The organism is Aquibium sp. ELW1220 (assembly GCF_030398385.1).
In the GTDB taxonomy this organism is placed as follows: domain Bacteria; phylum Pseudomonadota; class Alphaproteobacteria; order Rhizobiales; family Rhizobiaceae; genus Aquibium.
This window is the reverse complement of the sequence record NZ_JAOAOQ010000003.1, coordinates 169,857-183,369: the sequence shown is the minus strand read 5'-3', so window position 1 is coordinate 183,369 and position 13,513 is coordinate 169,857. Positions and strand designations below refer to the sequence as shown.

Annotated in this window: 16 protein-coding genes; 9 read left to right on the top strand and 7 right to left on the bottom strand. The window is 67.0% G+C overall.

Going from position 1 to position 13,513, the window contains the following annotated elements:
* Positions 1–4: 4 nt before the first annotated feature.
* A complete protein-coding gene (gene folE / locus N1F91_RS04160; RefSeq protein WP_289990477.1) occupies positions 5–643 on the bottom strand; it encodes a GTP cyclohydrolase I FolE in 639 nt (212 codons plus the stop codon).
* A gap of 239 nt (positions 644–882) precedes the next feature.
* On the opposite strand from folE, the gene N1F91_RS04155 reads away from it, so the two are divergent.
* The 6 genes from N1F91_RS04155 (at position 883) to N1F91_RS04130 (ending at position 5,510) form a co-directional block, all read left to right on the top strand.
* Positions 883–1,329, top strand: a complete 447-nt coding sequence (locus tag N1F91_RS04155; protein ID WP_289990476.1) for an iron-sulfur cluster assembly scaffold protein — start codon at positions 883–885, stop codon at positions 1,327–1,329.
* Between the two features lie 16 nt (positions 1,330–1,345).
* A complete protein-coding gene (locus N1F91_RS04150) occupies positions 1,346–1,630 on the top strand; it encodes a nucleotidyltransferase domain-containing protein (RefSeq protein WP_289990475.1) in 285 nt (94 codons plus the stop codon).
* Entirely contained in the window at positions 1,627–1,998 is a 372-nt protein-coding gene (locus N1F91_RS04145; protein WP_289990474.1) for a HepT-like ribonuclease domain-containing protein, read from the top strand. Before N1F91_RS04150 ends, N1F91_RS04145 begins: the two co-directional genes overlap by 4 nt.
* Positions 1,995–2,333, top strand: a complete 339-nt coding sequence (gene yidD / locus N1F91_RS04140; RefSeq protein ID WP_289990473.1) for a membrane protein insertion efficiency factor YidD — start codon at positions 1,995–1,997, stop codon at positions 2,331–2,333. The genes N1F91_RS04145 and yidD overlap by 4 nt, the downstream gene beginning before the upstream one ends.
* A 136-nt stretch (positions 2,334–2,469) precedes the next feature.
* Positions 2,470–4,470 carry a threonine--tRNA ligase gene (gene thrS, locus N1F91_RS04135; RefSeq protein ID WP_289990472.1) on the top strand — a complete coding sequence of 667 codons (2,001 nt, stop codon included), beginning with the start codon at positions 2,470–2,472 and terminating at the stop codon, positions 4,468–4,470.
* A gap of 89 nt (positions 4,471–4,559) precedes the next feature.
* Positions 4,560–5,510, top strand: coding sequence for a lysophospholipid acyltransferase family protein (locus N1F91_RS04130; protein WP_289990575.1), 951 nt, complete (start codon positions 4,560–4,562; stop codon positions 5,508–5,510).
* A gap of 41 nt (positions 5,511–5,551) precedes the next feature.
* On the opposite strand, the gene N1F91_RS04125 is transcribed toward N1F91_RS04130, so the two are convergent.
* A complete protein-coding gene (locus tag N1F91_RS04125; protein WP_289990471.1) occupies positions 5,552–6,541 on the bottom strand; it encodes a hypothetical protein in 990 nt (329 codons plus the stop codon).
* A 107-nt stretch (positions 6,542–6,648) separates the two neighbouring features.
* On the opposite strand from N1F91_RS04125, the gene N1F91_RS04120 reads away from it, so the two are divergent.
* Positions 6,649–7,233: a nitroreductase gene (locus N1F91_RS04120; RefSeq protein WP_289990470.1), complete on the top strand. Its 585-nt coding sequence runs from the start codon at positions 6,649–6,651 to the stop codon at positions 7,231–7,233.
* 1 nt (position 7,234) lies between these two features.
* Positions 7,235–7,840: a flavin reductase family protein gene (locus N1F91_RS04115; RefSeq protein ID WP_289990469.1), complete on the top strand. Its 606-nt coding sequence runs from the start codon at positions 7,235–7,237 to the stop codon at positions 7,838–7,840.
* Positions 7,841–7,899: 59 nt separating this feature from the next.
* Here the strand turns inward: N1F91_RS04115 and N1F91_RS04110 are convergent, their stop codons facing one another.
* From N1F91_RS04110 to N1F91_RS04100, 3 genes are all read right to left on the bottom strand, one after another.
* Positions 7,900–8,385, bottom strand: coding sequence for a hypothetical protein (locus N1F91_RS04110; protein WP_289990468.1), 486 nt, complete (start codon positions 8,383–8,385; stop codon positions 7,900–7,902).
* Entirely contained in the window at positions 8,385–8,666 is a 282-nt protein-coding gene (locus N1F91_RS04105) for a type II toxin-antitoxin system ParD family antitoxin (protein WP_289990467.1), read from the bottom strand. Before N1F91_RS04105 ends, N1F91_RS04110 begins: the two co-directional genes overlap by 1 nt.
* Positions 8,667–9,303: 637 nt before the next feature.
* A complete protein-coding gene (locus tag N1F91_RS04100) occupies positions 9,304–11,130 on the bottom strand; it encodes an aminopeptidase P family protein (RefSeq protein WP_289990466.1) in 1,827 nt (608 codons plus the stop codon).
* Between the two features lie 247 nt (positions 11,131–11,377).
* Between N1F91_RS04100 and N1F91_RS04095 the strand changes: the two genes are divergently transcribed.
* Positions 11,378–11,557, top strand: coding sequence for a hypothetical protein (locus N1F91_RS04095; protein WP_126699905.1), 180 nt, complete (start codon positions 11,378–11,380; stop codon positions 11,555–11,557).
* A gap of 362 nt (positions 11,558–11,919) precedes the next feature.
* Here the strand turns inward: N1F91_RS04095 and N1F91_RS04090 are convergent, their stop codons facing one another.
* Positions 11,920–12,807 carry a 50S ribosomal protein L11 methyltransferase gene (locus tag N1F91_RS04090; protein WP_289990465.1) on the bottom strand — a complete coding sequence of 296 codons (888 nt, stop codon included), beginning with the start codon at positions 12,805–12,807 and terminating at the stop codon, positions 11,920–11,922.
* 87 nt (positions 12,808–12,894) lie between these two features.
* Positions 12,895–13,473 carry an SCO family protein gene (locus N1F91_RS04085; RefSeq protein ID WP_289990464.1) on the bottom strand — a complete coding sequence of 193 codons (579 nt, stop codon included), beginning with the start codon at positions 13,471–13,473 and terminating at the stop codon, positions 12,895–12,897.
* Positions 13,474–13,513: the final 40 nt, after the last annotated feature.

Here is a 13,513-nt window from a genome sequence, read left to right as displayed (position 1 = left end):
GGGGTTAGCCCCTGGCGCCGGCGCGCAGCAACGTCATGAAGCGCACCTGTTCCTCGGGGTGGTCGCGGAAGGCGCCGGTGAAGGTCGAGGTCAGCGTCGACGACCCCTGCATGCGGATGCCGCGCATGGCCATGCACATGTGCTCGGCCTCGATGATCACGGCGACGCCGCGCGGATTTAGCACGTCCTGGATCGAGGCTGCAATCTGCGCGGTCATCGCCTCCTGCGTCTGGAGGCGTTGCGCGAAGATCTCCACCACGCGCGCGACCTTCGAGAGGCCGACCACCTTGCCGTCCGGCAGGTAGCCGACATGGGCCCTGCCGATGATCGGCACCATGTGGTGCTCGCAATGCGAATGGAAGGTGATGTCGCGGATGAGGACCATGTCGTCGAAGCCCGCGACCTCCTCGAAGGTGCGGCCAAGTTCCTCGGCCGGATCCTTGTCGTAGCCGGAGAACATTTCGCGATAGGCCTTGGCGACGCGGCGGGGCGTGTCGATCAGGCCTTCGCGCGACGGATCCTCGCCGATCCAGCGCAACAGTGTGTCGACGGCCGCTTCCACCTCCGTCTGCGACGGCCGTTCGGCCGCGGGCAGGGGGGTGTTGCTGGCGATGGTTTCGATCTTCTTGACGATGGCATCCATGAAAAGTGTCTCCCGTAGCTCCCCACTTACGGGGGAACGAGTTGAACGGACCACAGCCTTTTCAGGGATGAACGGGAAAATCCGCGACGTACCCGAAAACGGCGTCTGGCGTCCCGTCGGCTCGATGCTGCGCATCTTGCCGCCCGAGGGCCACGGACCCTATATATTGGGTCGACGTATCAAATGAAAGAAGGCGGCGCGAAACGCTTCGTCCTTTCGGCCACGACGATCGGAAAGCCATGATCGACGATGTCTACAATGCCCGTATCCTGGGCTTCGCCGGCAACATCCCGCGGATCGGCCGCCTGGCCGACCCGGATGCGACCGCCACCGCGCACTCGAAGCTCTGCGGCTCCACCGTCACCATCGACCTGAAGATGGAGAACGGCGTCGTCACCGATTTCGCGCACGACGTGAAGGCCTGCGCGCTCGGCCAGGCGTCGTCGTCGATCATGGCGAGCCACGTCGTCGGCGCCACGGCCGACGAACTGCGCGCGGCGCGCGAGACCGTGCGGCGGATGCTCAAGGAAAACGGCCAGCCGCCCGAGGGACGTTTCGAGGACATGAAGTTCCTGGAGCCGGTGCGCGACTACAAGGCCAGGCACGCCTCGACGATGCTGACCTTCGACGCCGTCGTCGACGCGCTCGGCCAGATCGAGAAGAAGGGCGCCGAGGCGGCGGCCTGAGGCGAAGGAAGACCGCATGCGCCCCTCCGAAGCCCTGGCCAAGCACCGCGACGAAGTCCTGGCGATCATCGCGCGCTATCCGGTGACGAACCCGCGCGTCTTCGGCTCGGTGGCGCGCGGCGAGGACGTGGAGGGAAGCGACATCGACCTCGTCGTCGAGAAATCGGGGGCGCTGACGTTCTTTGACCTCTTCGAACTCGAGGAACTGCTCCGCGAACTGCTCGGCGTTCCCGTCGAGGTCTTCACGAAGCTGAAACAGCCTGCCGCGCAGACCGCTGCCGTCGATTCCAGGCCGTTATGAGCGGGCAGATTCGCGCGGACGTCGTTCAGCTTCTGGAAGACATGGTCTTCTGGGGGCGGCGGACGGGCGATCACATCGACGGTCTCGACGAGGACGCCTTCGTTGCGGACCAGAAGTGCTGCGATGCGGTGTGCTGGTGCTTCGTCTGCATCGGTGAGGCGGCCTCGCGAATTCGCCAGATCGATGCCGAATTCGTCCGGCTGAACCCGGATCTGCATCTGAACAGCGCCGTCGCCATGAGGCACCGCCTCGCGCATGGCTATGACGGCCTGGATCTCTTCGTCGTCTGGCGCTCAGCGACCGACTCGATTCCCTCGATGGTGGCGTCGATCGAGGCGAAGCTTCGCAGCCGGATAGGGCGCCCATGACCCGCAACTACGCCGGCCCCTGGCGCAGGACGCCCGGCCGGCTTTTCGGCACCGGCTTCGTGCGGCTCTACCAGCTGACGCTGTCGGGCTTCATCGGCAACACCTGCCGGCACCTTCCGACCTGTTCCGAATTCGCTTACGAGGCGATCGCGCGGCACGGGCTGTGGAACGGCGGCTGGATGGGGCTGTTCCGCGTGATGCGCTGCGGCCCCGGCGGCACGAGCGGTATCGACAACGTTCCGGCCGTGCTTGCCGCTGACCTCCACTGGTGGACGCCCTGGCGCTTCTGGCGGGTGTCGAAAAAATGCGGCTGCGGCCACGACCACGCCGGCTAGAAAGCCGGCCCGGGCGCGCTCATGCTGCGCATCGCCTTTACGACTGCGCCGATGACCGCTAGATAGCCGGCGCCGCCGGACGCATCCGGCACGAAACCACCCGCGCTCGTTTGCGGGACTGGATAGGAGAGAGAAAATGTCCCCGGTTTCCCTGAAATTTCCCGATGGCTCCGTACGCGACTACGACGCGGCGATGACGGGCACCCAGCTTGCGGAGTCGATCTCGAAGTCGCTTGCCAAGAAGTCGGTCGCCTACGCGCTCGACGGCGAGGTCCGCGACCTGTCCGATCCGATCGGCCGTTCGGGCGCCGTCGAGATCGTCACCCGCGACGACCCGCGCGCGCTGGAACTCATCCGCCACGACACCGCCCATGTGCTGGCGGAGGCGGTTCAGGAACTGTGGCCCGATACCCAGGTCACCATCGGACCGGTGATCGAGAACGGCTTCTACTACGACTTTTCCCGCGCCGTGCCGTTCACGCCCGATGATTTCCCGGTCATCGAAAAGAAGATGCGCGAGATCATCCAGCGCGCCCGTCCCTTCACCAAGGAGGTGTGGGACCGCGACCGCGCGCGCCAGGTGTTCGCGGACAAGGGCGAGAGCTACAAGGTCCAGCTGATCGACGCGATCCCGGAAGGCCAGGACCTCAAGATCTACTACCAGGGCGACTGGTTCGATCTCTGCCGCGGGCCCCACATGGCCTCGACGGCGCAGGTGGGCAACGCCTTCAAGCTGATGAAGGTGGCGGGCGCCTACTGGCGCGGCGATTCAAACAACCCGATGCTGACGCGAATCTACGGCACCGCCTGGGCGACGCAGGAGCAGCTCGACGCCTACATCCACATGCTGGAGGAGGCCGAAAAGCGCGATCATCGCCGGCTCGGCCGCGAGATGGACCTGTTCCACTTCCAGGAGGAGGGGCCGGGCGTCGTGTTCTGGCATTCCAAGGGCTGGCGCATGTTCCAGAGCCTTGTTTCCTACATGCGCCGCCGTCTCGACGGCACGTATGAGGAGGTGAACGCGCCGCAGATCCTCGACAAGTCGCTGTGGGAGACGTCGGGCCACTGGGGCTGGTACCAGGAAAACATGTTTGCGGTGAAGTCGGCCCACGCCTTCACCAATCCCGACGACGAGGAGGCCGACCACCGGGTCTTCGCCATCAAGCCGATGAACTGCCCCGGTCACGTGCAGATCTTCAAGCACGGGTTGAAGTCTTACCGCGAACTGCCGATCCGCTATGCCGAATTCGGCAATGTCCACCGCTACGAGCCGTCGGGCGCGCTGCACGGGCTGATGCGGGTGCGCGGCTTCACGCAGGACGACGCCCATGTCTTCTGCACCGAGGAGCAGCTCGCAGCCGAATGCCTCAGGATCAACGACCTGATCCTGTCGACCTATGCCGATTTCGGCTTCGAGGAGGTGAGCGTGAAGCTCTCGACCCGGCCGGAGAAGCGTGTCGGCTCCGACGAGGCCTGGGATCACGCCGAAGCGATCATGAGCGGGGTGCTGGAGACCATCGCCAGCCAGTCGGGCGGCAGGATCAAGACCTCGATCAACCCGGGCGAGGGCGCTTTCTACGGCCCGAAGTTCGAATACGTCCTGCGCGACGCGATCGGCCGTGAATGGCAGTGCGGCACCACGCAGGTCGACTTCAACCTGCCGGAGCGTTTCGGCGCCTTCTACATCGACAAGGACTCGGAGAAGAAGCGGCCGGTCATGGTCCACCGCGCCATCTGCGGTTCGATGGAGCGCTTCCTCGGCATCCTGCTCGAGAACTATGCCGGCCACCTGCCGCTCTGGTTCGCGCCGGTGCAGGTCGTCGTCGCCACCATCACGTCGGAGGCCGACGACTATGCGCGCGACGTGGTGAAGAAGCTCAAGGCGCTGGGGCTGGTTGCCGAGGCCGACCTCCGCAACGAGAAGATCAACTACAAGGTTCGCGAGCACAGCCACTCCAAGGTGCCGGTCATGCTCGTCTGCGGCAAGCGCGAGGCGGAGGAAGGCACCGTCAACATCCGCCGCCTCGGTTCGCGCGACCAGCACTCGATGGCGCTCGGCGAGGCTCTGGCGACGCTTGGCGACGAGGCGGTGCCGCCGGACCTGCGCCGCCGCCGCGCCCTGGCGGACGCGGCCTGATCGAAGCGTGACGGGGGAGGGCAGACCTCCCCCGTTCGCCGCGCGGCCTTCATCCGCCTGTCATGGATCGCGCGCATATCGGGGCCATGATGCCCCGCTTGCGCAGCCGCTCGATTCCATTCCCGGAGCTGTCCTATGCCAACGACAGCCAGCCGCGCCTGAAGCGCTGGGTCATCCGCTCCATCGAAGGCATGGCCGGCCGCGATCGCTACGCCGCGCTCTACGGCATCTGGCGCAACGAGATCGTGCCGACGGGCGATCGTATCTTCGGCCGCATGCTCGACCTGATCGACGTGAAGGTGAGGCATGACATAGCCTGGCCGCCGCAGCCGGTGCCGGACGCGCCGCTCGTGATCATCGCCAATCACCCGTATGGCATCGGCGACGGCATCGCCGTGCTGTCGCTGGCCGAGCAGCTTGGCCGGCCGTTCAAGGTGATGATCAATTCCGAACTCCTGAAGGTGCCGGAGATCGCGCCCTATTCGCTCGCCGTCGATTTCTCGGAGACCAGGGAAGCGCTGAAGAACAATCTCGAGGTCCGGCACGAGGCGCTGCGGCTGCTGCGCGAGGGCGTCACCATCGTCATCTTTCCCGCAGGCGGGGTCGCCACGGCGCCGAAGGGCTTCGGCCGCGCCGAAGACCTGCCGTGGAAGATCTTTGCGGCCCGGCTGGTGCAGGATGCGAAGGCATCGGTCGTTCCGCTCTATTTCGACGGCCAGTGCGGACGTCTCTTCCACATCGTCAGCCGCCACATGGATCTGACCGCCGACAAGCGGCCGATCCCGCGGCTGATCGGCAACATCTCGCTGACGCTGCGCACGTCGCTGCTGATCCATGAATTCGCCAGGCTCTCCGGCAAGACGCTCGACGCGCGCATCGGCCGCGTCATCCCCTGGAGCGAGATGGAGCCGATCCGCGACCGCAAGGCGCTGCTGGGCTTCCTCAAGGAGGCCGTGTTCTCGATGGCGCCGCCTGCAAAACCGGCCCGCCGGCGCATCCGCCTGCCACGCCGGCCCGGCGGCGCGCGCCTACCGGTCTAGCGATCGCCCGTCTGGCGATCGCAGGTCGGGCCGACGGCGATCTACTCGACCGGCGCCTTCTCGGTCCCGTCGGCGCCGATGTCGGCGAGGTCGCGGGTGGTGATCAGCTCGATGTCCTCGTCCTGGCCGGACTTCACCGTGAAGCTGCGCTGGTAGATGCGGTCGCGGTTGTTGGCGATCACCGTGTAGTCGCCTTCGGCCAGCACCATCGCGGCGAAAGGGCCGACCGATTCGCGCACCACGTCGCCCGAATCGGTGAGCACCGACCAGGCCGTGTCGGCGATCGCTTCGCCGCCTGCCGCCCGCACCAGCTTCATGGAAAGCTGCGCCGCCTTGTGCTCCATGGTCGCGACCGTGAGCTTGCCCGGATCGATGCGGATGTCGGAGCGGATGACGGCGTTCACCTGCCCGTAGTAGGACACCACGTGATAGACACCTGCATTCAGACGGACCACGCTGTTCGGGCGCACCTGCGGCGCAATCATCGCGCGCTCGCCGTCGTCACCTTCCTCGGCCTCCAGCACGTCGAAACGCACCTTTGCGGGGGCCAGCCGCGATCCGCCCGCCAGCGTCGCGTTGAGCTTCAGGCCACCGGCATCGAGGACGAAGTTCTCGACCCGCGGCTCTTCGCCGACGCTGATCCGCTTCGTCGCGCCCGCCCGGCCGAAAGCCGCATGGACGAGGTAGCTGCCCGGCGCGAGGTCGAAGGTGCGTGTCCCGCCCTGTTCGGCCATCACCAGCGGCAGCTTGCCGTCGTCGCCCGCCTCGGGCTTGAAGATGCGCCAGATCAGGCCGCGCGTCAGCTCCGGCGATTCGGCCGTGAGCTGGGCCGACAGCGTCACCGGCTGGGTGCCGACGAAGGGAAGGGAGGGACCGCGTTCGACGCCGCTGAACCCGCTCGCGGCGGGCGCCTGGGGCGGCGGGGTAGTCCCTGATTGGGCGAAAGCGGCACTGCAGCCGCACGAAAGAATCACCGCCGCCACGAGGGCGCGCAGGCTGCGTCTGGCGGTGAACGGCGTGTCTTCGTGCATCGGGTTGCCATCAAGCCCAATGCGGTGGCAATTTCAAGGCCCCCGGCAGGCACGTGGCCCGCACCGCCGCAACTTTCCAACACAGACAGACCGCAAGGAAACGCCCTTTGAATTCATCCGTCATCGACTTCATGCTGGCCCGCAAGTCCGCGCCGATCCAGGAACTCGCCGGCCCGGGGCCGGGCGACGACGCGATCGCAACCATGCTGCGGATTGCCGCGCGCGTGCCAGACCACGGCCGGCTGGCACCTTTCCGCTTCATCCTCTATCGCGGCGACGCGCGTGTCGCCATCGGCGGCAAGCTGGCCGAACTCGCCGTGAAGCGCGAGGGCGAGCTGCCGCCCGCCCGCATCGAGCAGGAACGCACCCGCTTCTCGCGCGCGCCGCTGGTGATCGGCGTGGTCTTCGTGCCCAAGGCCAATCCGAAGATCCCGCAGTGGGAGATGTTCCTGTCGGCCGGCATGGCCGCGATGAACCTGATCATCGCCGCCAATGCGCTGGGTTATGGCGCCAATCTCATCACCAACTGGTATTCGGACGTGGAAGAGGGGCGCGCCATCCTGGGTCTCGCGCCCGAGGAGCGCGTGGTCGGCTTCGTCCACATCGGCAACCATGCGGGCGAGATCGCCGAGCGTCCGCGCCCCGACCCGGCCGCGCTGGTCAGCGACTATGCCGGACCGTGGGGGGCTTGAGATGTTCTACGAAGCCGACAGGGGCCACGGCCTGCCGCACGACCCGCTGAAGGCGATCGTCGCCCCGCGCCCGATCGGCTGGATCTCCAGCCGGTCAGCCGAAGGCGACCTCAACCTCGCCCCCTATTCCTTCTTCAACGCGTTGTCGTCGAAGCCGATGCTGGTCTGGTTCTCGTCCGAGGGCGAGAAGGACAGCGTCACCTTCATCCGGGAGACCGGCGAGTTCGTGGCCAACCTCGTCACCCTCGACCTCGCCGACAAGATGAACGCGACGTCCGTGGACGCCCCGCGCGGCACCAGCGAGTTCGGCTATGCCGGCCTGACGCCCGCGCCCTCCCGCCTCGTCGCAGCCCCGCGCGTCGCCGAGGCCCATGCGGCGCTGGAATGCCGGGTGACGGAGATCCACCAGCCGAAACTTCTCGACGGCTCGAAGGCCGGCGTGACCGTGGTGACGGGGCAGGTGATCGGTGTCCACATCGATGACGCGTGCCTGACCGACGGGCTTTTCGACAGCGCAAAGGCGCAGAACCTCGCGCGGCTGGGGTACATGGATTATGCGGCGGTGCAGGAGGTGTTTCGCATGCGCCGGCCGCGGTGGGAGAAGTGAGGGTGAGACAGGGGCCGACACCTGGCGGCCTGCGACCCGGTGCGAGCACCAAAGACCGGTCAGCCTGAAAGAAAGGTCTTCATGGTGCCTGCGCGGCAAGCGTGGAACATTGCTATGAACCCGGCAGCGCGTGCCGACAGTTTCTTGCGTCCCCAAAATCCGCTGGTAGCCTTCCTGTCCGCCGGAACGTCGCCGAGCAAGGGCGGAAGAGTGCTGTTCATGCAAGCGAGGATGTGCGCTCGAACATTGTCGATCCCGCATGCTCGGCCGCGCGCGTTGAGATTTCGCGCTTGAACCTCTTTCAGGCGCGCAGCTGCGCCGGCCAGCAGGAAGGCCCGTTCGTTTTTCGAGACGTCGTTCGCCGACAGGAGTCGTTCGAGCTTACGGCGTTCCGTTGCCTGGTCCGCGCCCGGGCAGGAGTTCGCGGCGTCTGCATCGGCCCCGCCGATGGCGAGCATTGCCAGGATGATACCGAGACTCAAGGCGAACCGGGGAAGCATGCGCACATGCTCCCGCGCTTCCGGCGAAAAGACGATCACCCGCATCACATCGCGTCCTTGAGCCGCGCGGCATGATGGGCGCGCACGGCGGCGAAGGCGTCCTCGACGGGAATGCCCCGCGACGGATCGGCCTTCATGGCGTCGTAGACCGGGGCGTCCTCGTCGCGCAGCCACCGTTCGACGGCCTCGTCGCGTTCCTGCAGCGCACGAAGACCGACGCGAACGAATCCGCCGGCGGACGCAGAAGACCCGGACTGGTCCAGTTGGTCGATGAAGCTGCTTTGCTCCACGGGCAACGTGAACGTCCGCTTTTCGGTGGCGGGCATGACGGCTCCCAAGGCTAGATGGCGTGGTATGATATCACCATACCACGCAACCGCCAGGTGAGAAGCCGCCGACGCAGGTGGCTTCGACAGCAACGGCGAACGAGCGTTGCCCCGGCTCCGGCTCCGTCATCCTCGGACTTGTCCCCGGGATGAAGGAGTCGAAATTTCAACGTCTATCGAGTCTCAATTGACGTGAGATTGCCTTGCTTCGCTGATGACGCAGCTTCTTCGCATCTACGAACGGAGAGCCCAAGTAACCAATGAAGCAACTGCGGAGCCGCTCGCGCATGACCATTCTTCGAGGATCGCCGCGCGTTGGCTCGCGATCTGCCAGAAGAACCCAATCGACGAACTCATCGGCCGTCACCGTTCCTTCCGCCGGTATGAAGTCGGTGACGTGAGAATACCAGCCCTCGTGCAGGCTGCCGCAATACCCGTAGCCCGCGCATATGGCCCGCGTGAGCCTGTCGAAATCTCGTCTGTTCGGCATGAGTGTACCCGGCGTCCGGGCATACCGTATCGAAAGCCCAGTCAATCATCCGAACAGCAAGCATGTCAACGTCCAGTCTCCACTTCGAAATTGCATTTTCCGATCAAATCCGGACGAAAGCGCTCGTATTCTGATCCGCCATCCCCCTCACACCGGCCTTGCCATCCCCTCCAGCCACGCCCGATCCTCCCCCTCCAGCATCGGCCCGATCTCCGCCACCACCCGAGCATGATACGCGTCGAGCCAGTCCCGCTCCTCCTGTGTCAGCATCTCCGCCACGATCAGCCGTCGGTCGAAGGGCGCCAGCGTGAGGGTTTCGAAGCCGTGCATGGGCTTGTCGCCGCCGTCGATCGCCTGCGGATCGGTGACGACGATCAGGTTTTCCAGCCGGATGCCGTAGGCGCCGGCCTTGTAGTAGCCGGGCTCGTTGGAGAGGATCATGCCGGGCAGGAGCTTTTCGGTGCCGGTTTTGGCGATCCGCTGCGGTCCCTCGTGGACGGAGAGGTAGGAGCCGACGCCGTGGCCGGTGCCGTGGCCGTAGTCGAGCCCGGCCTTCCACAGCGCCATCCGCGCCACCGCGTCGATGTCGGCGCCGCGCGTGCCTGAGGGAAAGCGCAGGAGCGAGATGCCGATCAGGCCCTTCAGCACCAGCGTGTAGCGCTGGCGCATCTCCTCGCTCGGCTGGCCGATCGGCACCGTGCGGGTGATGTCGGTGGTGCCGTCCTGGTATTGCGCGCCGGAATCGACGAGGAACAGCTCGCCGTCGCCAAGCATCCGGTTGGTCGCCGTCGTCACCCGGTAGTGGATGATCGCGCCGTTCGGCCCGGCGCCCGAGATCGTGTCGAAGGAGATGTCGCGCAGCGGCATCTGCGCCTCCTCGCCGGCCTTGCTGCGGGCCTTCTCCAGCGCCGTCACCGCGCCGATCTCGTCGACGGTGCCCGGCTGCTGGCGGTCGAGCCAGGCAAGGTACCGCGTCACCGCCACGCCGTCGCGGCGGTGGGCGGCGCGCGTGCCGGCAAGCTCGGCCGCGTTCTTCATCGCACGCGGCAGGCGCACGGGGTCGGCCATCGAGACCACGGTGCCGCCGTTCTCCTCGATCACCATGCGCAGCTTCTCGGCCGCGAGTGCCGTGTCGAGGCCGACCTTCGCGCCCGAGGCCGCAAGCCGCCTCAGTTCGTCGTCGAGGGCCGACGGCGGCATAAGGTCGGCAAGCTGGGTCAGATAGGCCTCCGTGCGCATCGGCAGCTTGCGCTTGTCCATGAACAGCAGCGGCAGGCCCTCGGCGCGCAGGATGGCGAAGCCCAGCGCCAGCGGGGTGTGCGGCACGTCGTTGCCGCGGATGTTGAAGGCCCAGGCAAGCGAGGCCGGATCGGTGAGGACGCAGCAATCCGCGTCCGCTTTGGCGACGGCCCCGGCCAGATCGGCGAGCTTGTCTTTCGCCAGCCGCCCGGCGAAGGGCTCGGGGTGGATCTCGACGGGCTCGAGGGGAGGGGCCGGCTGGTCGTCCCAGACGGCATCGACGGCGTTGCGGTCGAGCGCGACGAGGCGCCCCCCGCGTGCCTCCACCGCGCCCTTCAGCGCCGCGGCGTCGCCGATCGTGTGCAGCCAGGGATCGAAGCCGATGGCGAGGCCTTCGGCCAGGTGCTCACGGATGAAGGCCGGCGGCGGCGTCTCGATCAGGCTCTCGACGGCAAAGATCGCCGGATCGGCCTGCTGTGCCGCCTGCAGCGTGTAGCGCCCGTCGACGAAGAGATGCGCCCGCTCCGACAGGATCAGCGCGACGCCCGCCGAGCCGGTGAAGCCGGTGATCCACTGCAGCCGCTCGGCCCGCGCCGGTACATATTCGCCCTGGTGTTCGTCCGCCCGCGGCACGAGGAAGCCGTCGAGGCCTTGCCCGGCCAGCCAGGCACGCAGCCACGCCACGCGCGGGCCGGCAAGCGAAGGGTCGGCGATGGTGTCGAAGCTCTGGAACATGGCGGGTCCGTCTGATGCGAGGTCGGCGGGACCCTAGAGGATTCGACGCGCCGGTTGAACCATCCGCGCGCACGGACGCCGGACCGGCATGGCGAATTCCGCTTCTGCTGCGCCGCACAAGTTCATTTCGCATATGCGAAGGATGCATGGGTGGCATGCGGCATCGGCTCTGGTGGAAAAGGTCAGTCAGACTTACCTTTCAAACCAGTGGAGGACACATTCACTCCAGCCACGAAGGACATTCGACATGGCCACCAAGAACGGATTTTTCCGCAATGCGGTCGACGCGCTCGTCGAGGCCCGGCAGCGCCAGGTGAGCCGCTACGTCAACGGCGCGCTCCTCATGCTCGACGACGAGACGCTGAAGTCGCACGGCTACGACCGCGCCGACCTCAAGAAGCGCGGCGGCGCCTACTACATGTTCTGATCAGCCTGCGCGGGCCTTGCGCCCGCCGCATGGATCGAAGGCGGCTTCTTCCTGACGGGAGAGCCGCCTTTGGTGTTTCTGTGGGCGGTGTCGTGTGCAGTGCTGCTCCCAAGCCTGCGCTTCGTCGCGCCCCCCTCTGCCTGCCGGCCGGGGCGAGCCGCAGGTCTCGCCCGTCCTCCGGACCCCCCACGAGGGGGGAGATCGGCCGTCGGGGCCGTCTCAGCCAATCGCCGGCAAGACAGGAAGAGTGCCTGCGCCGAAGCTGCCGATCTCCCCCCTTGTGGGGGAGATGCCCGGCAGGGCAGAGGGGGGCGCCGTGGAGCGCAAGCGTTGCCTGAACGTCCAGCTGCCCCGCAGCCCCCTCAGCCGCGCTCGAAATGGATGGTCACCCAGTCGCCGCGCGTCAGCGTCGAGACGTGGCGGAAGCGCTGGCCGGCATAGGTCGCCACCACCGCGTTTCGCTGGCGCACGAGGATTCCCGACAGGATGAGCGAACCGCCCGGCGCCAGGTGCACGGCCATCTTCGGCGCGAGCTTCATCAGCGGGTTGGCCAGGATGTTGGCGACGATCAGGTCGTAGGGCGCGCGCGCGGCGATTTCGGCATGGCCGAAGCCGGTGGCGGTGACGCAGCGCACGAGGGCGCCGACGCCGTTGAGCCGCGCGTTCCCGCGCGCCACGTCGACCGCGATCGGATCGATGTCGGTGGCCAGCACAGGCACCCGCGCAAGCTTCGCCACTGCGATCGCCAGCACCGCGCTGCCCGTCCCGAGGTCGAGCACGCGGCGCGGCTGCCGGTTGCGCACCAGGCTCTCGATCGTTTCCAGGCAGCCGGCGGTCGTGCCGTGGTGGCCGGTGCCGAAGGCGAGGCCGGCCTCGATCTCGATGGCGAGGTCGTTGGCGCGCACCTTGTCGCGGTCGTGGCTGCCATGGACGAGGAAGCGCCCCGCGCGCACCGGGGTCAGGCCTTCGAGCGAGGCGGTGACCCAGTCCGTGTCCGGCAGGATCTCGCGCGCGAAGCGCCCCTCGATGCCTTCCTGCTCAAGCAGCCGCTCCAGGCGCCCCGCCTCGCTTTCGCCGTCGCCGTCGACATAGAGGTCGACGGTTTCGATGCGCTGCGCGGGTCCCTTGTCCTCGTCGATGTCGGTCAGCGCGACGGGCCAGCCATCCTCCTCGAACGCCGCCTCGACGAGCCCGTAGACCCGCCGGGCAAGCGCACGCGGCGCGGTGAAGGAGAACTTGGTCTGCGGCAAGGGATGCATCTCCGGAGGCTGTCTTGCCGGCGCGGGGAAGGGCGGCCGGGCGCCCTTCCTGCCTCAGCCGGCCCGGCGCTTCAAGCCTCAGCCCTCGGCAACCAGCCGCTTCAGCTTGGCGATCGCCGTGTCGGGGTTCTCGCCATAGGCGATGGTGCCGAAGAAATCGCCGTCGCGGCCGAGCAGCAGGATCGAGGCGGTGTGGTCCATGGTGTAGTCGCCGCCATCGAGCGGCACCTTTTTCCAGTAGATGCCGAAGGATTTTGCCATCGCCTCCACCTTGTCCGTCTCGCCGGTGATGCCGGTGATGCGGTCGGACACGTTGGAGACATAGGTGCTCATGATCTCCGGCGTGTCGCGCTCCGGATCGACCGAGACGAAATAGGCGCGGATGTCCTCGCCTTCGCTGCCCAGCTGCTTCAGCCAGCCGTCGAGCTCGAACAGCGTTGTCGGGCAGACCTCCGGGCAATGGGTGAAGCCGAAGAACACCGCCGTCGGGTGGCCGCGGAAGGCCGCCTCGGTGATCGGCTGGCCGGACTGGTCGGTGAGCGCGAAGGCGTCGCCGAAGGCCTCGCCCGAATGCGTCGTGCGGTACCAGTCGAAGGTCAGCCAGCCGATGGCGCCGGCCATCAGGATCACGATGCCGACCAGGATTCCACGCATCATGTTCATACTCTTGCTGTCGGGCGCCTACGCCTGTGGTCGG